At 70.4% G+C, this 20,955-nt stretch carries 17 protein-coding genes; 16 read left to right on the forward strand and 1 reads right to left on the reverse strand.

Annotated features, from left to right (window positions below; translation table 11 throughout):
• Window positions 1–4 precede the first annotated feature (4 nt).
• The 16 genes from ACZYRS_RS19580 to ACZYRS_RS19655 all read left to right on the forward strand — a co-directional run bounded on the left by ACZYRS_RS19580 (window position 5) and on the right by ACZYRS_RS19655 (window position 18,619).
• Window positions 5–862, forward strand: coding sequence for a serine aminopeptidase domain-containing protein (locus ACZYRS_RS19580; protein ID WP_463420579.1), 858 nt, complete (start codon window positions 5–7; stop codon window positions 860–862).
• A complete protein-coding gene (locus ACZYRS_RS19585) occupies window positions 855–1,853 on the forward strand; it encodes an alpha/beta fold hydrolase (RefSeq protein ID WP_463420580.1) in 999 nt (332 codons plus the stop codon). The genes ACZYRS_RS19580 and ACZYRS_RS19585 overlap by 8 nt, the downstream gene beginning before the upstream one ends.
• Before the next feature lie 56 nt (window positions 1,854–1,909).
• Window positions 1,910–3,121 carry a polysaccharide biosynthesis/export family protein gene (locus tag ACZYRS_RS19590; RefSeq protein WP_463420581.1) on the forward strand — a complete coding sequence of 404 codons (1,212 nt, stop codon included), beginning with the start codon at window positions 1,910–1,912 and terminating at the stop codon, window positions 3,119–3,121.
• A gap of 58 nt (window positions 3,122–3,179) precedes the next feature.
• The gene (locus tag ACZYRS_RS19595) at window positions 3,180–5,483 is read left to right on the forward strand and encodes a polysaccharide biosynthesis tyrosine autokinase (protein ID WP_463420582.1); all 2,304 of its coding nucleotides are present in this window, start codon (window positions 3,180–3,182) and stop codon (window positions 5,481–5,483) included.
• Window positions 5,480–6,187, forward strand: a complete 708-nt coding sequence (locus ACZYRS_RS19600) for a sugar transferase (protein ID WP_463420583.1) — start codon at window positions 5,480–5,482, stop codon at window positions 6,185–6,187. Before ACZYRS_RS19595 ends, ACZYRS_RS19600 begins: the two co-directional genes overlap by 4 nt.
• Before the next feature lie 58 nt (window positions 6,188–6,245).
• Window positions 6,246–7,226: a GDP-L-fucose synthase family protein gene (locus ACZYRS_RS19605; RefSeq protein WP_198784201.1), complete on the forward strand. Its 981-nt coding sequence runs from the start codon at window positions 6,246–6,248 to the stop codon at window positions 7,224–7,226.
• Window positions 7,227–7,257: 31 nt separating this feature from the next.
• Window positions 7,258–8,598 carry a hypothetical protein gene (locus tag ACZYRS_RS19610; RefSeq protein ID WP_463420584.1) on the forward strand — a complete coding sequence of 447 codons (1,341 nt, stop codon included), beginning with the start codon at window positions 7,258–7,260 and terminating at the stop codon, window positions 8,596–8,598.
• 20 nt (window positions 8,599–8,618) lie between these two features.
• A complete protein-coding gene (locus ACZYRS_RS19615) occupies window positions 8,619–9,710 on the forward strand; it encodes a glycosyltransferase (protein WP_463420585.1) in 1,092 nt (363 codons plus the stop codon).
• Window positions 9,707–10,666: a hypothetical protein gene (locus ACZYRS_RS19620; RefSeq protein ID WP_463420586.1), complete on the forward strand. Its 960-nt coding sequence runs from the start codon at window positions 9,707–9,709 to the stop codon at window positions 10,664–10,666. Before ACZYRS_RS19615 ends, ACZYRS_RS19620 begins: the two co-directional genes overlap by 4 nt.
• Window positions 10,667–10,707: 41 nt before the next feature.
• The gene (locus tag ACZYRS_RS19625; protein WP_463420587.1) at window positions 10,708–11,664 is read left to right on the forward strand and encodes a hypothetical protein; all 957 of its coding nucleotides are present in this window, start codon (window positions 10,708–10,710) and stop codon (window positions 11,662–11,664) included.
• The gene (locus ACZYRS_RS19630) at window positions 11,661–12,917 is read left to right on the forward strand and encodes an MATE family efflux transporter (protein ID WP_463420588.1); all 1,257 of its coding nucleotides are present in this window, start codon (window positions 11,661–11,663) and stop codon (window positions 12,915–12,917) included. Before ACZYRS_RS19625 ends, ACZYRS_RS19630 begins: the two co-directional genes overlap by 4 nt.
• A 10-nt stretch (window positions 12,918–12,927) precedes the next feature.
• Complete coding sequence (locus ACZYRS_RS19635; RefSeq protein WP_463420589.1) at window positions 12,928–14,223, forward strand: WcaI family glycosyltransferase; 1,296 nt, start codon at window positions 12,928–12,930, stop codon at window positions 14,221–14,223.
• Window positions 14,220–15,296 (forward strand): UDP-glucose 4-epimerase GalE, encoded by a 1,077-nt coding sequence (galE, locus tag ACZYRS_RS19640; RefSeq protein WP_463420590.1) that lies wholly within the window; start codon window positions 14,220–14,222, stop codon window positions 15,294–15,296. The genes ACZYRS_RS19635 and galE overlap by 4 nt, the downstream gene beginning before the upstream one ends.
• 217 nt (window positions 15,297–15,513) lie before the next feature.
• Entirely contained in the window at window positions 15,514–16,287 is a 774-nt protein-coding gene (locus tag ACZYRS_RS19645; RefSeq protein ID WP_198784209.1) for a response regulator, read from the forward strand.
• A gap of 46 nt (window positions 16,288–16,333) precedes the next feature.
• Window positions 16,334–17,068 (forward strand): sensor histidine kinase, encoded by a 735-nt coding sequence (locus ACZYRS_RS19650; protein ID WP_463420591.1) that lies wholly within the window; start codon window positions 16,334–16,336, stop codon window positions 17,066–17,068.
• A 39-nt stretch (window positions 17,069–17,107) separates the two neighbouring features.
• Window positions 17,108–18,619: a mannose-1-phosphate guanylyltransferase/mannose-6-phosphate isomerase gene (locus tag ACZYRS_RS19655; RefSeq protein ID WP_463420592.1), complete on the forward strand. Its 1,512-nt coding sequence runs from the start codon at window positions 17,108–17,110 to the stop codon at window positions 18,617–18,619.
• On the opposite strand, the gene ACZYRS_RS19660 is transcribed toward ACZYRS_RS19655, so the two are convergent.
• Window positions 18,568–20,940, reverse strand: a complete 2,373-nt coding sequence (locus ACZYRS_RS19660) for a molybdopterin-dependent oxidoreductase (protein WP_463420593.1) — start codon at window positions 20,938–20,940, stop codon at window positions 18,568–18,570. The genes ACZYRS_RS19655 and ACZYRS_RS19660 overlap by 52 nt on opposite strands.
• Between the last annotated feature and the right edge of the window lie 15 nt (window positions 20,941–20,955).

A 20,955-nucleotide genomic window follows, 5' to 3' on the forward strand; every position in this document is an offset into this window, starting at 1 on the left:
TGCCATGACCGCCATCGCCTTCGCCACCACCGCTGCGGAACGCACCGCGGCGCAGCCCATCATGTTCGGCCCGGCCTCGCGCCAGCTCTTCGGGCTGTTCCATCCGGCCGAGAACGACCGCGCCGAGGACAGCGCGGTGCTGGTCTGCCCGCCGTTCGGCCAGGAGGGCCTGCGCACCCACCGCTTCTTCAAGGTGCTGGCCGAGCGGTTCGCCCGCACCGGCACGCCGACGCTGCGCTTCGACCTGCATGGCACCGGCGACTCCCCCGGCGACGAGCGCCTGGGCGAGCTCGACGGCTGGCGGCGCGACCTGTGCGCGGCGCACGAAGAGCTGCGCCGGCGCGCGCCGGACAAGCGCATCGTCTGGGTCGGCGCGCGGCTGGGCGCCACGCTGGCGGTGCTGGCGGCCCGCAACGGGCGCTGCGACCCGGTGCGGCTGGTGCTGTGGGAGCCGGTGATCGACGGCCGCCGCTATGCGCGGTTCCTGCGCGAACAGCACGTGGCCGCGATCGACGCGACCTTCTGCATCCCCGACCTGGCATGGCGCCGCGACCTGGCCCGCGAGCCCGCGGCGCTCCCCGACGAGGCGCTGGGCACGGCCCTCTCGCCGGCGCTGCGCGCGCAGCTGGAGGCGCTCACGCCCGAGTCGCTGCCGCTCACCGCGCTGCACGACACGCTGGTGCTCGTGCCGCCGGACGACGCGCACACGCCGCAGTGGGCGGCCGAGCAGCAGTCGCGCCACATGCCGGTGCGCCTGGCGTACTTCCAGCACCGGCTCGACTGGACCGCGGACCCCTACCCCAACAGCGCGATGGTCCCGGCCGATGCGCTCAGCCGTCTTCAAGGGGCGCTTCATGAATGACACGACACGGGGCCTGCAGGCGACGCAGGTCATCCAGATGCCGCAAGCCACCCGCATGGCGCAGCAGCCGGTGCGCTTCGGCGCGGACGACGCGCTGGTCGGCATGATCACCACGCCGGTCGGCCAGGCGCCCGCCGCCGTCGCCTGCCTCATGTTCAACATGGGCGCCAACCACCGCGTGGGGCCGCGCCGAATCAACGTGAAGCTGGCGCATGCGCTGGCCGCGCGCGGCGTCGCGAGCCTGCGGCTGGACCTGGGCGGCATCGGCGACAGCGACGCGCCGGCCACGGCCGCCGACCTGCCCGCGCGCGCCGTGCTCGACCTGAAGGCCGGCATGGACCTCCTCGAACAGACGCTGGGCATCCGCGAGTTCGTGATCATGGGCATGTGCTCGGGCGCGGAGCACGCCATGTCCACCGCCGCGGCCGATGCGCGCGTGGTCGGGCTCTCGCTGTTCGACGGCTACGCCTTTCCGCAGCGGCGCACGCGCTGGGAGCGCACGCTGCGGCGCGCGCTCGCGGCGCCCGCCCATCCCTCGTTCGCGGGCAAGACGCGGCGCTGGCTCAAGCGCCACGTGCTGCGCAGCGAAGCGGCCAAGCCGATGCCCGGCTTCTTCACGCAGGAGACCTCGCCCGAGGCCACGGCCGCGTGGTTCGGCCGGACCATGGCGCTGCTGGCCGAGCGCAACGTGGCCATGCAGCTTCTCTATTCGGGCTCGCTGCACGTGTGCGACCGCGACCGCGACCAGCTCGGCGCCTTTCGCCACGAGCCGTTCGCCGAGGCGCTGCAGTACGAATTCATGCGCGAGGTGGACCACACGGTCTGCACGGCAGAGGGGCAGCAGCTGTTCCTCGAAGCCGTGGGCGACTGGGTCGCCGAGCGCTGCCTGGGCACCGGCGCCGGCAGCGCGACCGGTGCCGGACGGCGCGGCGCCGGCCGCCCGGCCGCGAGCACCCCGCGCCCCATGCCGACCAAGTGGGCCGCGCCCTGATCACTGCCCACCGACCCATCACCGACCCCCGACCACCGACAGCCAAGGAGAACCTCATGATCCGCATCGATCCAGCGAGCACGCCGCAGGGCGGCCGCGTTCCGTTCTTCACAGGGTGTGCCGACCGCGGCGCACGCGCCTCGTTCGCGGCTGGCCGCGTCCGATGGCTGGCCATGGCGATGCTGCTGTCGCTGGGCCTTTGCGGCTGCGTGCCGGGCTTCGGCACGCCGGGCGTGCTGCGCAACGACGACGGCACCGTCGGCACCAACAAGGTCAAGACCATCACGCCCGAGCTGATCCGCGCGCAGAACGCGGGCAACACGGGTCTTGCGCCCGAGGTGAAGGCGCTGTTCGGGCGGGCCTCGGCCTACACCATCGGGCCGGGCGACGTGGTGGGCATCATCGTCTACGACCACCCCGAGCTCCTGCCCAACGCGGGCGCGGTGATCGCCCAGCAGAGCGACCCGACCGGCGTGACCGTCGCGCCCGGCTTCATCGTCGATGCGTCGGGCGAGATCAGCTTTCCCTACATCGGCCGCACGAAGCTGCAGGGCCTCACCGAGAGCAGCGCCTCGGAGCTGATCGCCAAGCGCATCCGCGCCTACATCAAGGCGCCGCAGGTGAGCGTGCGCATCCAGTCGTTCCGCAGCCAGCGCGCCTATGTGGAGGGCGAGGTGCGAACGCCGGGGCTGCAGATCTTCACCGACGTGCCGATGACGCTGGCCGAGGCGCTGAACCGCGCGGGCAGCATCACCGCCGCGGGCGACCGCTCGCAGGTGGTGCTCTCGCGCGGCGACACCTCGGTGGCCATCGACCTCCTGCAGCTCAAGCGCCTGGGCGCCGACCCCAACAACATCCCGCTGCGCAACGGCGACATCGTGTATGTCGGCGCACGCGACGACAGCCGGGTCTACGTGATGGGCGAGATCCTGCGGCCCTCCGCGCTCTTGATGCGCAACGGGCGCCTGAGCCTGAACGAGGCGCTGGGCGATGCGGGCGGGCCCGACCTGTTCTCGTCCGACCCGGGGCAGATCTACGTGATCCGCAACGCGTCGCGGTCGGACGGCGGGCCGGACACGACCGAGATCTTCAACATGAACGCCAAGAACCCGGCCGCCCTCGCGCTGGCCGACCGCTTCGAGCTGAAGCCGCGCGACGTGGTCTACGTGGACCGCGTGCCGCTGGTCTCCTGGAACCGCGTGGCCAGCCTGATCCTGCCGGCCGCCCAGGTCCTGAACCTCGCGCGCGACACCGCGCGCAGCCGGTAGGCCGCGACGCCGCCGCCCACCGCCCCCACCCCGCAATTCCGGAACAAAGGTGACCCCCATGAACGCGCGCTGGTACCCCCCGCTTCCCGCCCCCCAGGGCGCGGAACCCGACATGCCCCGCTCGGGCCTGAAGGAATACATCGACATCCTGCTGGACCACCGCTGGCTCATCGCGGCGGTCACCGCCGTGGCGCTGGTGCTGGGCGCGTGCTACGCGCTCTTCGGGCCGCGGGTGTACGAGGCGAACGTGCTGATCCAGGTGGAAGACGCCGAGCGCTCGGGCAGCCCGGGCGATGCGGTGGTCAACGGCGTGAACGTGAAGACGCCGACCTCGGGCGAGGCCGAGATCCTGAAGTCGCGGCTGGTGCTGGGCCAGGCGATCGAGAACACCAAGCTGTACATCAGCGCGCAGCCGCACTACCTGCCGATCGTCGGCGCGTTCATGGCGCGGCATTCGAAGGGGCTCTCCACGCCCGGGTTCCTCGGCATGGGCGGCTACGTGTCGGGCACCGAGCGGATCGCGGTCGCGCAGATGGACGTGCCGCCGGCCTTCGAGGGCGAGCGCTTCATGCTGACCGCGGGCGAGGACGGCGCCTACACGCTCACCCATCCCGACCTGGCCGCGCCGCTGCAGGGCCGCGTCGGCGCGCCGCTGGACGCCGCGGTGCCCGGCGGCACGCTCCACCTGCTGGTGGGCTCCATCGATGCGCGGCCCGGCGCCGCCTTCGAGCTCACGCGGCGCTCGATGCAGCTGGCCTTGCTCGATTTGCAGCGCGACCTGCGCGTGATCGAGAAAGGCAAGCAGTCCGGCGTGATGGACGTGAGCTGGCAGACCGGCGACCGCGCGCAGCTGCCCGAGCTGCTCAACGAGGTCTCGCGCCTCTACGTGCGCCAGAACATCGACCAGAAGACGGCGCAGGCCGAGCGCACGGTGAACTTCCTGGGCACCGAACTGCCGAAATTCAGGCAGCAGCTGGAGCAGTCCGAAGACGTCTACAACCAGTACCGCAACCAGAACGGCACGATCAGCCTGGACGACGAGGCGCGCAACGCGCTCACGCAGAACGTCGACCTGCAGGCCAAGCTCTTCGATGCGCGCCTGAAGCGCCTGGACCTCACCAGCCGCTTCACCCCGCAGCACCCGATGGTGGTGACGCTGGACGCGCAGATCGCCTCGCTGAAAAAGGAACTGGGCAACGTGGACGGGCGCATCCGCCGCATGCCGATGCTGCAGCAGAACTCGCTGCGCATGCAGCGCGACATCAAGGTCAACACCGACCTGTATGCGTCGCTCCTGAACAGCTCGCTGCAGGCGCGGCTGGCGCGCGAAGGCCGCATCGGCAACGTGCGCGTGCTCGACCCCGCCCTGCTGCCCGAGAAGCCGGTGCGGCCCAAGGCCGCCATCGTGATGGCGCTGGCGCTGGCCGCGGGCCTCTTCGTGGGCGCGGCCACGGCGATCCTGCGCAAGACGCTCAAGAGCACGGTGGCCAACCCCGACGAGATCGAGGCGCACACGGGCCTGGACGTGTACAGCACCATCGCCCTCAGCACGCACCAGGGCGCGCTCGACCGCGCCATTCGCCTCGGCCGCCCGGGCATGAAAGTGCTCGCGGCGCTGCATCCGGACGACCCGGCGCTCGAAGGCGTGCGGCGCCTTCGCACCACGCTCGGCTTCGCGATGCTCGGCGCGCCGAACAACCGCATCCTGCTGACCAGCGCCACGCCGGGCGCGGGCAAGAGCTTCGTCTCGGCGAACCTTGCGGCGGCGCTCGCGGCCTCGGGCAAGCGCGTGCTGCTGATCGATGCCGACATGCGCCGCGGCAGCCTGGCGGCCCAGTTCGGGCTGGAGCAGGACACGGGCCTCGCGGAGCTGATCGCGGGCAGCGCGACGCTCATGCGCACGATCCAGACGCATGTGCTGCCCAACCTGGACGTGATCGCCAGCGGCACGCTGCCGCAGGACCCGGCCACCGTGCTGACCAGCGACGCCTTCGCCAAGCTGCTGGAGACCCTCTCGGCGCGCTACGACACGGTGCTGATCGATGCGCCGCCCATTCTTCTCGCGACCGAGAGCGTCGCGATGGCGCCGGCCATGGGCACGCTGCTGCTGGTGGCCCGCGCGGGCGAAAGCCAGCTGGGCGACCTGGTGGAAAGCGCCAAGCGGCTCGCGCACGTGGGGGCGTCGTTCCATGGCGTGGTGCTCAACGGGCTGGACATGCGCCAGCGCCACTACGGCAGCTACGGCTACGCATACGGCCTGTACCGCTTCCGCCCGCACAGCTATCCGGCGCTGGGCCATACCCCGAGCGGGCCGACCGCGCCGCACGCCGCCCGCAACGAACCGGAGCGCGCCGCATCATGAACACGCTTCGCCCGGGCACGCAGGGCCGCTCCCCGGCCAACCCCGGCAGCGGCACCACGGCGCCGGCACCGGCGCCGCTGGGCGGCTCGCCGGCCCTGCAGGCCGCCAAGCGCGCCATCGACATCCTCATGGCGGGCAGCTTCTTCGTCTTCTTCGGCTGGGCCTACGCGCTCATCTGGGCAGGCGTGCTGCTGACCTCGGGGAGCCCCGCCATCTACATGCAGCCGCGCTACGGCCGGGACGGCAAGGTCTTTCGCTTCCTCAAGTTCCGCACCATGGTGCCCGACGCCGAGGCGGTGCTGGCGCGCCACCTGCGCGACAACGAGGCGGCGTGGCGCGAATGGCAGGTGTTCCAGAAGCTGGAGCACGACCCGCGCATCACCCGTTTCGGCGCGTTCCTGCGCAAGTACAGCATCGACGAGTTCCCGCAGTTCTGGAACGTGCTCAGGGGCGACATGAGCATGGTCGGCCCGCGCCCCTGCATGTTCGCGCAGAAGGACCTGTACGGCCCCTACTGGAGCCACTACTGCGCGGTGCGCCCGGGCATCACGGGCCTGTGGCAGATCAGCGGGCGCAACGAGGTGAGCTACCGCCGCCGCGCGGCGATGGACGCCGAGTACGTGGCCACGCTGTCGGTGCTGCACGACATCCAGATCGTGCTCAAGACCTTTCGCGTCGTGATGGGCGCGCGAGGCTCGCGCTGAACCGCCAACACCTTTTTCTTCTTCCCGAATTCATCAACTCCTTCACCGAAAGAACGATATGCGTATCTATGTTGCAGGTCATCGCGGGATGGTGGGCCAGACGCTCACGAGGCGCCTTGTCGAACTCGGCCACGAGGTGGTGACGCGCACGCGCGCCGAGCTCGACCTGCTGGACCAGGCGGCGGTCGCGCGCTTCTTCGCGAGCGAGCCGATCGACCAGGTGTACGTGGCCGCGGCCAAGGTGGGCGGCATCCACGCCAACATGACCTACCCCGCGCAGTTCATCTACGAGAACCTGCTGATCGCGGCGAACATCACGCACCAGGCGTTCGTGGCCGACGTCAAGCGCCTCCTGTTCCTCGGCTCCAGCTGCATCTACCCGCGCCTGGCGGACCAGCCGATCCGCGAGGACGCGCTCCTCACCGGCAAGCTGGAGCCGACCAACGAGCCGTATGCGATCGCCAAGATCGCGGGCATCAAGCTGTGCGAGAGCTACAACCGGCAGTACGGCGCCACGCACGGCATCGACTACCGCAGCGTGATGCCGAGCAACCTGTACGGCCCGGGCGACAACTACCACCTGGAGAACAGCCACGTGGTGCCCGCGCTGATCCAGCGCTTTCACCTGGCAAAGATCAGCCGCGCGCCGAGCGTGCTGATCTGGGGCAGCGGCCGCGCGCGGCGCGAGTTCCTCTACGTGGACGACATGGTCGAGGGGTGCCTGGATGTGATGGCCCTGCCGCGCGCGGCCTACGACGAGCACACCGACCCGATGCGCGGGCACATCAACCTGGGCACCGGGGAGGACGTGTCGATCGCCGAGCTGGTCGAGCAGATCCGCGAGACCGTGGGCTACGAGGGAAGCATCCGCTACGACCTCGCGCAGCCCGACGGCGCGCCGCGAAAGCTCCTGGACGTCTCGCGCGCGGCCACCTTCGGATGGCGCGCCACGGTGCCGCTGGCCGAGGGCCTGCAGCGCACCTACGCGGACTACCAGAAGGCCATCCGGCCGGTCGAAGCGACCGTCGAGCACGCCTGAGAACCCCAACGGAACGCAACGGAAAGCTGCCATGAGAACCCTCGTCTTCTGGTTCGGCATCGCCTGCACCGTGCTGTGCGGGCTGGTCGACCCCGTCTGGGGCTACGCGGCCGTGTTCGTGCTCGCGGCGGTGCAGCTGTCGATGCTCGGCAACGCGGGCGACAGCGTGTTCCTGCTGATCCACTACACGGTGGTTCTCATCTATTTCTCGATCGCCCCGGCGATGCAGATCGCCACGGACTTCGACTTCTGGGAGACGGGCATCGTGGGCAGCGTCGCGCACACGCAGGCGCTGATGATGCTGCTGCTGTACATGGCCGGCGTGGAAGCGGCGCGCCTGGGTATGCCGGTGCGGCCGCTCGCGCGGGAGCTGCGTCCCTCCGAGCGCGGCGCGGGCGTGGCCCACCCGTTCCTGCTGCTCCTGAGTTGCTCGTTCGCGGCCTTCGCGGCGCTCTTCATCCGGCCGGACCTGAACTTCGTGGCGCGCGGCGTGATCGCCGACGACGAGAGCATGCCGATCGAGTTCGTCGTCTATTCCACGATCCCCAAGCTGGTGGTGCTCATGTGCTTCGTGGCGCTGGCGATCCACGCGGTGCGCCAGCGCACGCTGTGGGCATGGTGCGCCGCGGCCATGGCGTTCGCGCTGGCCGCGCTGGCCGCCAACCCCATCAACACGGCGCGCCAGATCATCCTCATCGGCCTGCTGCCGCTGCTGGTGCATGCCATCGCGCGCAGCCACCGCTGGACGCTGTCCATGCTGATCTTCGGCGCGATCGCGGGCGTGGGGCCGGTGCTGAACCTGATTTCGCGCGACAGCATGTGGGGCGCAAGCCTGAACACGTTTCCGTTCAGCCAGGACTTCGACGCGATGTTCGTCGTCGCGGGCCTGCTGGAGCGCGCGCCCTCGCCCGATGCCGGGTTCGGCCGCTACCTGCTGTCGGCGTTCTCGTTCTTCCTGCCGCGCGACCTGAAGATGTTCCCGGGCTTCGATCCGCTCACCTGGTCGGCCGTGGCGGCCAACTTCTCGCAGAGCAACCTGTCGCTGCCGCCGTTCGCCACCGCGTACTTCGACTTTGGGCTGCTGGGCCCGGCGATGCTGGGCTTCGTGATCTCGGCGGGCTTTCGGGTGGTCGACCGCATCGTCGATCCGCGCCGCGCGCTCACTGCCACGTACCTGTGCGCGCTGGTGCTGCTGGCGGCCTACGTGCCGTTCATGCGCGGCCCGATCCTGGGCTGGGGACCGTTCGCCGCGTCGGGGCTGATCGCGGCGGTGGTGGCGGGCAGCCTGAGCTCGTGGTTCCGGCGCACGGTGCGCAGGCCCGTGTCGCAGCCGGTGCACGAGCCCGTGCGCGCCGACATGCCCGCCGCGTGAAAGAGACGCAGAGACCGCCCATGGCCACCTATCTCTTCTACGACACCATCCGGCTGAACAAGTCGGCCGGCGGCGTGCTGAATGTGTCGGAGGTGCTGCTCCAGAGCATGCGCCGCTCGACCGACGACCAGGTCCAGCCGATCAGCGAGCGCCATCCGCGCATCTACGAAGCCGCGCGCCGGCTGGGCGTGAGCCGCTTCGTGCTCGACACGCTGCTCTACAACTTTCACCGCGTGCGCGCGTGGCTCTCGGGCGAGCGGGCGTTCTCGCTCTTTCCGAACTACTTCCTGCCGTTCTCGCCCTTCGGGCGCCACGCCGATTCGATCGTGGTGGTGCACGACCTGCAGTACAAGGCGTACCCGCAGTACTTCACGCCGACCAAGCGCCGCTGGCTCGACTGGAACCTCGCCCGCATTGCGCAGAGCGCCGCCGACGTGGTGTTCATCAGCCGCAGCAGCCAGGAAGATTTCGAGCGGCACTTCGGGCGCTGCGAGCGGCCGGCGGTGATCTTCAATCCGGTGGATGCGGGCGTGGCCGCTGGCACCGCGCCCGGCGCGGACGGCACGGCCACTCAAGGCGGGCGCTACCTGATCGCGTCCTACCACTACTACCCGCACAAGAACTTCGGCGGCATCCTCAAGCTGTTCGCGCGCATGCAGCGCGAGGGCCTGGTCGATTACCTGGACATCACCGGCAACGGCGCGGCCGATGTGCAGCGGATGCTCGCGGCCGAAACGCCGGCGCTGCGCGCGAGCGTGCGGCACCGCGGGCTGGTCTCGCGCGACGAGCTGTTCCGGCTCTACCGCGGGGCCACGGCGTTCATCTCGCTCTCGACCTCGGAGGGCTTCAACCTCTCCGCGGCCGAGGCCGCCACGCTGGGCGTGCCGCTGCTGCTCTCGGACATTCCGGTGCACCGCGAGCTCTTCGCCGGCTACGCGCTCTTCATCGGCAGCGAGGCCTGCGACCTCGGCGAGATCGCGCGCTACCTGGCCCATCACCAGCGCACGCGGCCGGTGTGGACGCACTCGCGCGACTGCGCACCGAGCGCGGTCGCGGCAAGCTATTTCACGCTCAAGCGCAGCCGCGCTTCGCTGGCGGGGGCCGTGCAATGACCGAGCGCCCCCCTTCCGCCGTGCTGTTTCGCAAGCTCGCCGCGCTGGTGTTCGCGCTGGTCGCGTGGCCGCTCGGCGCTGCAGCGGCGGTGCCGATCGCGCCGCCGCCGCCGGGCTTCGGCGTGATGGTCCATTACCTGCCCGACAAGCAATCCATCGGCGAGGTCACGCGCTTCGATGCGGAGGCCTTCGCGGCATCGCTCGCGCAGATGCGCGCCACCTACCTCATCCTCACGCTCGGGCAGAACAACGGCCAGTTCATCGCGCCGAACGCGGCGCTGGAAGCGCTGTGCCCGCGCAGCGCGAAGAACCGCCCGCCGCGCGACCTGCCGATGGCGATCGGCCAAGCGCTGCAGCGCCACGACATCGCGCTCATCCTGTACCTGCCGTTCCGCGCGCCGCAGGCGGACCCGTACCTCATGGAGTGCCTCGGCGACGTCTCCGAGCAGTTGCCGCCGCCGCCGCGCTTCATCGCCGCCTGGTCGGCGGTGATCAAGGACTGGTCGGACCACTACGGCCCGCTCGCCAAGGGCTGGTGGTTCGACGGCACCTACAACACCACCGGCATGACGCCGGACGACTGGAACAAGCTCTGCGGCGCCGCCCGCAGCGGCGCATCGAACCGGTGGCTGGCCTTCAACGCCGGCGAGGGCGCGACGCGCTTCAGCCTCAAGAGCGCGCCGTGCCAGAACCTCATGGCGGGCGAGCTGCTGCAGCCCGCCGCGCACCTGGCCTCGCCGCCCTCGGAACTGCGGCTGCATGTGCTCACGCCGCTGGGCGCGTGGTGGGCGCGGCCGAGCGCGCCGCGCTTCTCGGCGGCGCAGCTGCGCGGCTGGATCGCCGACGCGAACGCCGCGGGCGGAATGCTCACGCTGGACATGCCGCTGGACAACGACTTCCGCTTTCTCCCCGCACACGTGGCGCTGGTGCGCAGCGCCACCGCGCCGCAGCGCTGAACGGCCCACCTTTCACACACACCCGCACACGCCGCCCGACCATGAACAACGCCCTCGCCTTCATCGTGGTGGAAGACCGCCAGAACAAGACGCTGCTGCTGTGCCGCAAGGCCGCGGCGCAGGCCGGGGAGCACCTGCTCGTGCTGGCCGGCACCGAGGCGGGCTACGCGTACCGGCGCTTCTGCGAGGTGTACGTGCACCTCTCGAGCAACACGCCGGCGTTCGAGAAGATCTGCTTTCGTCGCTACTTTCTCCTGGCCGACTACCTGGCGGCGCACCCCGAGTGCCGCGAGTTCGTGCTGATCGACAGCGACGTGCTGCTGTTCCCCGGCGCCGGCGCGCACATCGCGCAGCTCGTGGGCGACGCCGGCTTCTCGGGCTCCTTTATCCGCCCCGCCGCGGGCTGGAATCCCTGCCAGATCTCGCCGCACGTGAGCTACTGGACCGCGCAGGGCCTGCGCGATTTCGTCGCCTATGTGATCGAGACCTACAGCACGCCCGCGGGCCAGCAGCAGCTGCGCGACATTGCCGACCGGTTCGCCGCGCGCGGCGAGCGCGGCGGCGTGTCCGACATGACGCTGCTGTACCTCTGGGCCGAGGCCTCGGGCAATGCCGCGCCGATCAACCGGGTGCAGGACGGCCAGGTGATCGACCACAACGTCAACGGCGGCACCAACCATCTCGCGCGCGAATTCCAGGTTCGCGGCGGCGCCAAGCGGCTGGAGCTCATCGACGGGCAGCCGTGCCTGCGCACGCCCGCCGGCGATGCGGTGCGCGTGCTCGCGCTGCACTTCCAGGGCTCGGCCAAGAAGGCGATGGCGCATGCGCTCGCCGGCCGCATGCGCACCGTCGCGGCGCTGACCTGGGCGCTGCAGCTGGCGCGCACGGCGAAGAACAACGCGCACCGCATCGCCTCGCGCGCGCGCCGCATGGCCGAAGCACCGCGCCTGGCGCATGCGCCGACGGCCAAGCACCCGGCGGATGGAAGCACCCCATGAAGCTGCCCGCCGCCCCCTCGTTCGCCCTGCCCGGCGCGCGCCTCGCGCAGCGCTTCGGCCTGGGCGCGCTCGCCTCGCGGCTGTATGTGTACCTGTCGGGCTTTCTTGCGATCTTTCTGATGGCGGCCGAGGTCGCGCCGGCGCGCTTCGGCGAGTACTCGATCTACCAGTCGGTGCTGGAAGTGGCGCTGGTGGTGGGCACGCTGGGCAGTTCGCTGCTGTTCTCGCGCAACGCCGCGATGGTGCCGCCCGCGGTGACGCGCGGCGACCTCGCGCGCACGCTGGCGATCGGGCTTCCGCTCGCCGCGCTGCTGGCGGCCGCCATCGTGGGCGCGCAGCGCCTGCCGGTGGTCGGCATGCCGCTGGCGCTGGTCGTGGCGACGCTGGCGGTGTTCGCGTTCAACAGCCTGCGCCTCTCGTACAGCCGGGGCCTGGGGTTCGCGGGCCTGCTCAACCTGGAGTCGGGGCTGCGCTCGACGCTGCTGGTGATGGGCGTGGCGGCGCTGGCCGCGTTCGGCTTCGAGATCGGCGTCGTGCACCTGCTGGCCATCAACCTGTTCGCCTTCGTGCTGGTGTGCGCGGCCATCGGGCTGCCGTCCAACGGCCCGGCGCCGCCGGCCGGAAAGCCCGCGCTCGATCTGGCCTCGCAGGCACATGCCACGGTGTATTCGCTGCTCACGTTCCTGCTGCGCAAGTCCGACCTGCTGGTGGTGGCGCTCTTCATGCCGCTGAGCTACGTGGGCGCGTTCAAGCTGGCCTTTCTGCTCGCAGAGGCTCCCTCTCAGTTCGTGCAGGCCTTTCTCTTCACCAGGACGCCCGCGATGCTGAACGCCAACGCCGGCAACTTCACGGCCGCCAAGCTGCAGCTCGCGCGCCATGCGTTTCTTCTGGGCTGCGCGCTCTTCGCGGCGCTGGCGGGCCTGCTGGCGGTGGCGGCGCCGCTGCTGAAGGTGGGCGGCCAAGCGCTGGAGATCTTCGTGTGCATCGCGCCGTATTTCCTGCTGCGCACCTACACGGTCCACCACGAGATGCTGCTCTCGCTGAACGTGCCGATCGGCACGCTCGGGCGCTGGGCGCTGCTGGAGGTGGCGCTGCGGATGGCCTCCTACGGCGTGGTGATCGCGCTGTTCCCCGATCGGCCGCACTACGTGTTCTTCCTCGCCTTCTTCTTCGATTTCCTTTTGTACGAGCTGCGCATGCGCGCGCTGTTCGGCTTCTTTCCGCTGGTTCGCCTGCTGCGCCCGGTCCATTGAGAGGGTCCCCGTGAAAATCCTTCTGTATTCGATGAACTTCGCGCCCGAGCTCGCGGGCATCGGCAAGTACTCCGGCGAGATGGCCGAGTGGCTCGCCGCGCGGGGCCACGAGGTGCGCGTGATCGCGGCACCGCCCTTCTTTCCGCAGTGGGCGGTGTTCGAAGGGCATTCGGCCTGGGCCTACCGCAAGAGCGAGGCCAAGGGCTTCACGGTCTGGCGCGCCCCCACCTGGGTGCCCGCGAAGCCGCGCACGCTGGCGCGGGTGGCGCACCTCGCCTCCTTCATGTTGTCCAGCATGCCGCTGCTGCTCGCGCAGGCGCGCTGGAAGCCCGACCTCGTGTTCGTCGTGGAGCCGCCCCTTTTCTGCGCGCCCGCGGTGCTGCTGTTCTCCAAGGTGCTGGGCATCAAGTCGTGGCTGCACATCCAGGACTACGAAGTCGATGCCGCGTTCGGCCTGGGCTGGGTGCGCGGCGCGGGGGTGCGGCGCTTCGCGCTGGCGGCCGAGCGGTGGTTGATGGGCAAGTTCAACCGCGTCTCGACCATCTCGGGCGCGATGCTGGAGAAGGCCCGCGGCAAGGGCGTCGGCGAAGCGCGGCTCGTGCTGTTTCCGAACTGGGTGGACGTGTCGGCGATCCGGCCCGCCACGCAGGCGCCGGCGCAGCCCATCGAGGCCGAGGCCTCTGCTGGCTTCAGGGCCGAGCTGGGCATTCCGGCCGATGCCCTGGTGGTGCTCTATTCGGGCAGCCTGGGCAGCAAGCAGGGCATCGAGCTCCTGGCCGAGGCGGCGCGCCTCCTGGTCTACGCACGCAACATCCACTTCGTGATCTGCGGCAACGGCCCGAGCCGCGAGTCGCTGATGTCGGCCTGCATGCGCCTTCGCAACGTGCACTTTCTGGACCTGCAGCCGGCCGCGCGGCTCAACGAACTGCTGGGCATGGCCGACATCCACGTGCTGCCGCAGCGCGCCGATGCCGAGGACCTCGTGATGCCCTCCAAGCTGGCCGGCATGCTCGCCAGCGGCAAGGCCGTGATCGTGACCGCCAACCCCGGCACCGAGCTCGCCCGCGTGATGACCGACCGGGGCCTGGTGGTGCCGCCGGGCGACGCGGCGGTGCTGGCCGACGCCATCGAGCAGCTGGCGCTTGCGCCGACGGTGCGCGAGGCGCTGGGCGCGGCGGGCCGGGCGTTCGCGCAGGCCGAGCTGGACCAGGACGCGATCCTCTCGCGCTTCGAACAAGAGCTGTTTCGCTGCGTCGCGGGCGCACAGACGGCACCCTGCACGCCCACCATCGAGTCCAAGGCATGAACCTTCCAAAGATCCTGGTGACGGGCGGCGCGGGCTTCATCGGGAGCCACGCCTGCGTGGCGTTGATCGCGGCCGGCTACCAGCCGGTGGTGCTGGACACACTGGTCAACAGCGACCCGCGCTCGCTGCTGCGCGTGGCGCGCATCACTGGGGTGGAGCCGGTGCTGGTGCGCGGCGACGTGCGCGACGCGGTGGCGCTGGACCGCGCGTTCGCCGAGCACGGCGTCGATGCGGTGCTGCACCTGGCGGGGCTCAAGGCGGTGGGCCATTCGGTGAGCGATCCGATCGGCTACTACGACGTCAATGTGGCCGGCAGCCTCGCGCTGGTCCGCGCCATGGAGCGCGCGGGCGTGCGCACGCTGATCTTCTCCTCGTCGGCCACGGTCTACGGCGACCTGCAGCGCTCGCCGATCCGGGAGAGCGCGCCCTATGCGGCCGTCAATCCGTATGGGCGGACCAAGGTGATGGTCGAGCGCATGCTCGCGGACCTCGCGCGGGCCGACAAGCGCTGGGGCATCGCCTGCCTGCGCTTCTTCAACCCCATCGGCGCGCACGAGAGCGGCCTCCTGGGCGAGCACCCGCACGGCCCGCCCGACAACCTGCTGCCCTACGTCTCGCAGGTCGCCGTCGGCGAGCGCACGCACGTGGTGGTGCACGGCGACGACTATGAAACGCCCGACGGCACGGGCGTGCGCGACTACGTGCATGTGATGGACGTGGCCGAGGGCCATGTGGCGGCGCTGCGGCATGCCACGAGCCACCGGGGGCTCCTCACGGTCAACCTGGGCACGGGCCGCGGCGCCTCGGTGCTGGAGGTGATCTCGGCCTTCGAGCGGGCGTGCGGGCGGGCGATTCCGGTGCACATCGGCCCGCGCCGCGCCGGCGATGCCCCGGCCTACTGGGCCGACGTGCGGCATGCCCGCGACCGGCTCGGCTGGCGCGCCCGCCGGAGCCTGGACCAGATGTGCGCGGACTGCTGGCGCTGGCAGCTGGCCAACCCGCGCGGCTTCGACGAGCCCGAGCCGGAGCCTGCACCGCCCGCGCCGCCGGCCTCGGCCGTTACCGCCGAATGAAAACGCAGAGGCCAAACCGACACCGACAGCCCCGATTCAGTCCTACAGCCAAGGGAGTACGCCAAATGCCGAATGAACCAAAGCTCTATCTTTCAGAAACGTAAGACATTTGTTATCTTTTAATTGCTACAAACGTTAACAGTTCCATACCAAGAACCGAGGGCATCCCATGCTTGACAACACGCTTCACTTTTCCGGAGAGCGACAGTCCGCCCCGATGGCCGAGCGTCGCGCGGTGCACACCGCCGGCGTCTGCATGCCCGCGGCGATGCCGTGGCCCGACTTCCTCACCGGCCAGGAGACCGCGCCGGTGCGGGTGCTGCTCATCGACGACGACGAGTTCGTGCGGCGGGTGATCGCGCAGGAGCTGCTCTCGGACCTGCGCATCCAGCTGGAGGGCCAGGCCGACAGCATTCGCGAGGGACGCAAGCTCCTGGCCACGCACGAGTTCGACGTGCTGATGGTGGACCTGCGCCTGAGCGACGGCATGGGCTTCGAGCTGATCGACGAGGCGCGCAACCACCACAGCAACGGCGAGATCATCGTGATCTCGGCGCTGGAGGACGACTCGCACGTGCTGCGCGCCTTCGAGCTGGGCGCCACGGGTTATCTCCTGAAGAACGCGTGGCTGCAGAGCTTTGCCGAAGCCGTGCTGCACGTGGTGAACGGCGGCGCGGCCATCACGCCGCGGCTCGCACGGCGATTGCTGCACCGCATGAACCAGAACAATCATCATCACACTCATCAGGATGAACTGGTCAGCGAGGCCTCGCCGATGCTGCGCCCGCCCACGCGCGATGCGACGCTCACGCCGCGCGAGAGCGAGATCCTGCGCTTCGTGGCGTGCGGCTACGTCTCGGCCGAGATCGGCGCCCGGCTCGGCATCACGGGGCAAACGGTCAACGTGCACATCAAGAGCATCTACAAGAAGCTGCACGTGCATTCGCGCGCGCAGGCCGTGAACTTCGCGGTTCACACGGGCCTGATCTGAACGGCGGACCTTCCCGCCCGCCAACGCCCCCGGGGAGAACCCTTTCATGCCATCCGAAGCTTCCGATCCCGGCCTCGCGGCGATGCTCGCCGAGCGCCAGCGGATCGCCGACGACCTGCACGACGGCGTGGCCACGCGCCTGGTGATGCTGCTGGCCAGCATTCCGGTGCACGACGACGGCCCGAACGCGGAGATCGCGCGCGGCCTGCAGGAGTGCCTGCTGGAGCTGCAGATGACCGTGGACGGCCTGGGCGCCGAGCGCATGTCGCTGGGCGAGATGCTGGGCAACCTGCGCTACCGGTTCGAGCCGGCCTTCCGGCGCAGCGGCATCGGGTTCGAGTGGGACGTGTCGGACCTGGAGAGCCAATTGCTGGACGACGTGCGGGTCCACCGCGAGCTCTGCAAGATCGCGCAAGAGGCGCTGGCCAATGCGCTGCGCCACGCGGGCGCCAGCCACGTGCAGGTGCGCGTGCGGCTCGCGCGCAACCGCGGCAAGGAGCTGCTCACGCTGGAGGTGAGCGACGACGGCCGCGGGCTGCCCCATTCGAACGACTCCAGCGACGGCCGCCATGACGATGCGGCCGGGGCGCCGCGCACCCCGGGCCGCGGCCTTCGCACCATGCGCTCGCGCGCCGAGGCCATCGGCGCGGGCATCGGCATCTCGAATCTGTCGCCGCGCGGCTTGCGGGTGGCCGTGATCCTGCCGCTCGGCGGCCCTGCGAGCCGTGCGGTTCTCGCGGGCCGCGCTGCCAGGCCCGCGCTGGCGTCGGCCCGCCGGTAAGCGCGCTTTCCCATCCACTTCACACAAAGGCTGGTCTCCATGAACGCTCCCACCATTCATCCCGTGCTCCTGTGCGGCGGCAGCGGCACGCGGCTGTGGCCGTTGTCGCGCAAGGCGCTGCCCAAGCAGTTCGCACCGCTGATCGACAACAAGAGCCTGCTGCAGCTCACGCTGGAGCGCCTGTCGGGCCTGAACCGGACCATCACCTGCGTGGCCTCGGAAGACCACCGCTTCCTGGTGCGCGAGGCGATGGACAACGCGCGGGCGCAGGGCCGGCAGATCCTGGAGCCGATGCCGCGCAACACCGCCGCAGCGATGGCCGCGGCCGCCCTGCTGGCCGCGCCGGACGACCTCTTGCTGTTCGCGCCCGCCGACCACCACATTCCCGACGCCGCGCTGTTCGCGGCCACGGTGCGCAGCGGCGTCGAGGCGGCGCTGGCCGGGCGCATCGTCACCTTCGGCGTGGCGCCCAGCTTTCCGAGCACGGCCTACGGCTACATCGAGGCGGCCGGGCCCACGGGCCACGGCGCGAGCCGCGCGGTGGCGCGCTTCGTGGAGAAGCCCACGGCGGCGGTGGCCGAATCGCTGATCCTGCAGGGCAGCTACTGCTGGAACGCGGGCATCTTTCTCGTGCAGGCGCGCGCGCTGGTCGCCGCGCTGCGCACGCACGCGCCCGACATCCTGGCGGCCTGCGAGCGCGCGACCGCGGCGCACTCGGTCGACGGCAGCTTCGTGCGGCTGGACCGCGAGGCCTTCGAAGGCTGCCGCAGCGAGAGCATCGACTACGCGGTGCTCGAAAAGCACACCGGGGTGGCGGTCGTGCGCTTCGAGGGCGCCTGGAGCGACGTGGGCAGCTGGAACGCCGTGGCCCAGCTGCACCCGGCCGACGAGGCGGGCAACCGCCTGAGCGGCGGGATGGCCAGCGTCCTGCGCTCGCGCAACACCTTCGTGCATGCGCCGCACCGTCCGGTGGTGGCGCTGGGCACCGAGGACCTGATCATCGTGGACACGCCCGACGCGGTGCTGGTGGCCGGCGCGGACTGCGCCGAGCAGGTGGCCGAGGTGGTGCGCATGCTGGCCCGCGAGGGCCAGGCCGTGGCCACCGAGCACCGCCGCGTGGTGCGGCCCTGGGGCGCCTACGACAGCGTGGACACGGGCGAGCGCTTCCAGGTGAAGCACCTGACCGTCAAGCCCGGCGGCAAGCTCTCGCTGCAGATGCACCACCACCGCGCCGAGCACTGGATCGTCGTCAAGGGCACGGCCAAGGCCACGCGCGGCGGCGAGGTTCTGCTGGTGCGGGAGAACGAATCGATCTACCTGCCCTCGGGCACCATCCACCGGCTGGAGAACCCCGGCAAGACGATGCTGGAGGTGATCGAGGTGCAGACCGGCGGGTACCTGGGCGAGGACGACATCGTGCGCTTCGACGACACGTATGGGCGCTGCGCGGCGATCGAGGTGCGGGACGCGGTCGAGCGGGCCGCCACGCCGTCGGCCAATCAGCCGGTGATGCCGCCGGTGGCCGAGGCCGGCGTCAGCGCGGCAGCCTGAGCGGGCGCCGGTTCGATCGCGGGGAGATCGAAGGCGCTGACCCTGGGCGGGTTCACGCACTTCTCGATCTGCACCAGCACCGTCTGCGCGACCGAGGACTGCGTGAGGCGCGAGGTGCCCTTGTCCATCGTCACCACGTTGGGGTTGCCATGTTTCTCGACGGAGCACGGTGCCGCGGGGTCCTCGGGGTCGAACCATGCACCGGTCGCCACCTGCAGCACGCCGGGCATCAGGTCGCACGAGATCACGGCCGATGCGAGGAAGGCGCCGCGGTCGTTGAAGACCTTCACCACATCGCCGGCAACGATGCCGCGGCGCTGCGCATCCGATGCGTGCAGGGCCAACGGCTCGCGGCCATCGACCTTCGTCGCGCGGCTGACGGCGCCCGCGTCCATCTGGCTGTGCAGCCGCCCCTTGGGCTGGTTCGACAGCAGGTGAAACGGAAAGCGCGCCGCGCTTTCGCCGCCGAGCCATTCGGCGGGCTCGAGCCACGCGGGGTGCGGCGGGCAGTCGTCGTAGCCGAAGGCCTCGATGCGGCGCGAGAAGAGCTCGATCTTTCCCGAAGGCGTGGCCAGCCTGTTCGCCACCGGATCGCCGCGAAAGGCCGAGAGAAAGAGCGGCGGCTCCGCGGCCATCGGGAATTCGTAGCTGCCCGCCTCCCAGAAATCGTCGAACGCCGGGGGCGAGAAACCCAGCGCGAAGGCGCGCTCCCGGGCCTGCGCGTACATGTGGCGCAGCCACCCCATCTCGTCGCGCCCCTCGGTGTAGGCGTGCCTGAAGCCCAGCCGGTCCGAGAGCTCCGCGAAGATGTCCATGTCGTTGCGCGCGCCGCCCACCGGATCGATGACCTGGCGCATCGCGATGTAGTGGCGCTGCAGGTCCGTCGCGAGGATGTCGTTGCGCTCCATGGTGGTCGTGGCCGGCAGCACGATGTCGGCGTACTTCGCGGGCGGGTTCCACCAGGGCTCGTGCACCACCACCATCTCGGGCTTGCGCCAGGCCTGCACGAAGCGGTTCAGGTGCGTGTTGTGGTGAAAGGGGTTGCCGCCCACGGAATAGATGAGCCGGATGTCCGGCATGCGGATCGTGGTGCCGTTGAATTCGAGTTCGCTGCCCGGGTTGAGCAGCATGTCGGCCACGCGCCCGACCGGCACGAAGCTGCGCACGGGGTTCCTGCCCAGCGAAAGCGTCGGGCGCGGAATGCCGTCGGGCCGGCTCGTCGTGATGCCGTTCACGGCGCCGAACCCGAGGCTGAAGCCGCCGCCGGGCAGCCCGATCTGCCCGAGCATCGAGGCGAGCGCCACGGTCGCCCACACCGGCTGCTCGCCGTGGTCGGCGCGCTGGATCGACCAGGTGGTGGTCACCAGCGTGCGGCAGCGCGCCATCCGCAATGCGAGGTCCTCGATGGTCCGTGCCGGCACGCCGGTGATGGCCGAGGCCCAGGCGGCGCTCTTGGCCACGCCGTCGTCCTGCCCGAGCAGGTAGCGCTCGAAGGCGCCATAGCCTTCGCAGTGCGTCGCAAGAAAGCCGGCATCGTGCAGGCCGTGCGCGGCCAGCGAGTGCGCCATGCCGAGCATCATCGCGACGTCGGTGTTGGGGCGGATCGGAATCCAGTCCGCCTCGAGGCCCTCGGTCATGTCGCTGCGCGACGGGCTGATGTTGACGAAGCGCACGCGCGATGCGGCAGCGCGTTCGATCCAGCGGGCGTTGTCGTGCGTCACGGCGCCGCCGGCGTCGATCTGCATGTTCTTCGTGTGCGCGCCGCCGAACATCACCACGAGTTCGGAGTGCGCGACGATCGAGGGCCACGGCACGACCATCGCGGTGATGTCGTTGTCGCCGGTGACGTAGGGCATCACGCCCAGCGCGGCGCCGAAACTGTGGTTGCCGCGCTTGTCGACGTAGCCGCCGAAGAGGCCGAGAAAGCGCTTGAGCACGCTGGGCGAATGGTGCAGGCGCCCTGCACTCGCCCAGCCGTAGGAGCCGCCGTAGATGGACTCGTTGCCGTGCTCCGACTTGATTCGCTGCATGCCGTCCACGATGAGGTCCAGCGCGGTGTCCCAGGACACGGGCACGAAGGATTCCGAGCCCCGGCCCTGCGCCGATCGCTCCCGGTTTTTCAGGTACCCCGAGCGGACGTAGGGGCGGTCGATCCGCAGCGGGCTGCGCACCATGTCGGGCAGGCTGCGAATGAGCGCGGTGGGCGACGGGTCGTTGGCGAAAGGAACGGTCGAGCCGATCTCGCCGGAGGCCGACACCTCGACCGAGTACACGCCCCAGTGCGATGCGGTCTGGATGGTTCTGTTCGAAGCGGTCGTCATGGGGCGCGCTCGTTC

The organism is Variovorax sp. AC194 (genome assembly GCF_979257995.1).

Bases quoted from the DNA above. Each gene is read 5' to 3' on its own strand.
- ACZYRS_RS19580 (WP_463420579.1), top strand. From the start codon at position 5: ATGACCGCCATCGCCTTCGCCACCACCGCTGCGGAACGCACCGCGGCG.
- ACZYRS_RS19585 (WP_463420580.1), top strand. From the start codon at position 855: ATGAATGACACGACACGGGGCCTGCAGGCGACGCAGGTCATCCAGATG.
- ACZYRS_RS19590 (WP_463420581.1), top strand. From the start codon at position 1,910: ATGATCCGCATCGATCCAGCGAGCACGCCGCAGGGCGGCCGCGTTCCG.
- ACZYRS_RS19595 (WP_463420582.1), top strand. From the start codon at position 3,180: ATGAACGCGCGCTGGTACCCCCCGCTTCCCGCCCCCCAGGGCGCGGAA.
- ACZYRS_RS19600 (WP_463420583.1), top strand. From the start codon at position 5,480: ATGAACACGCTTCGCCCGGGCACGCAGGGCCGCTCCCCGGCCAACCCC.
- ACZYRS_RS19605 (WP_198784201.1), top strand. From the start codon at position 6,246: ATGCGTATCTATGTTGCAGGTCATCGCGGGATGGTGGGCCAGACGCTC.
- ACZYRS_RS19610 (WP_463420584.1), top strand. From the start codon at position 7,258: ATGAGAACCCTCGTCTTCTGGTTCGGCATCGCCTGCACCGTGCTGTGC.
- ACZYRS_RS19615 (WP_463420585.1), top strand. From the start codon at position 8,619: ATGGCCACCTATCTCTTCTACGACACCATCCGGCTGAACAAGTCGGCC.
- ACZYRS_RS19620 (WP_463420586.1), top strand. From the start codon at position 9,707: ATGACCGAGCGCCCCCCTTCCGCCGTGCTGTTTCGCAAGCTCGCCGCG.
- ACZYRS_RS19625 (WP_463420587.1), top strand. From the start codon at position 10,708: ATGAACAACGCCCTCGCCTTCATCGTGGTGGAAGACCGCCAGAACAAG.
- ACZYRS_RS19630 (WP_463420588.1), top strand. From the start codon at position 11,661: ATGAAGCTGCCCGCCGCCCCCTCGTTCGCCCTGCCCGGCGCGCGCCTC.
- galE (WP_463420590.1), top strand. From the start codon at position 14,220: ATGAACCTTCCAAAGATCCTGGTGACGGGCGGCGCGGGCTTCATCGGG.
- ACZYRS_RS19645 (WP_198784209.1), top strand. From the start codon at position 15,514: ATGGCCGAGCGTCGCGCGGTGCACACCGCCGGCGTCTGCATGCCCGCG.
- ACZYRS_RS19650 (WP_463420591.1), top strand. From the start codon at position 16,334: ATGCCATCCGAAGCTTCCGATCCCGGCCTCGCGGCGATGCTCGCCGAG.
- ACZYRS_RS19655 (WP_463420592.1), top strand. From the start codon at position 17,108: ATGAACGCTCCCACCATTCATCCCGTGCTCCTGTGCGGCGGCAGCGGC.
- ACZYRS_RS19660 (WP_463420593.1), bottom strand. From the start codon at position 20,940: ATGACGACCGCTTCGAACAGAACCATCCAGACCGCATCGCACTGGGGC.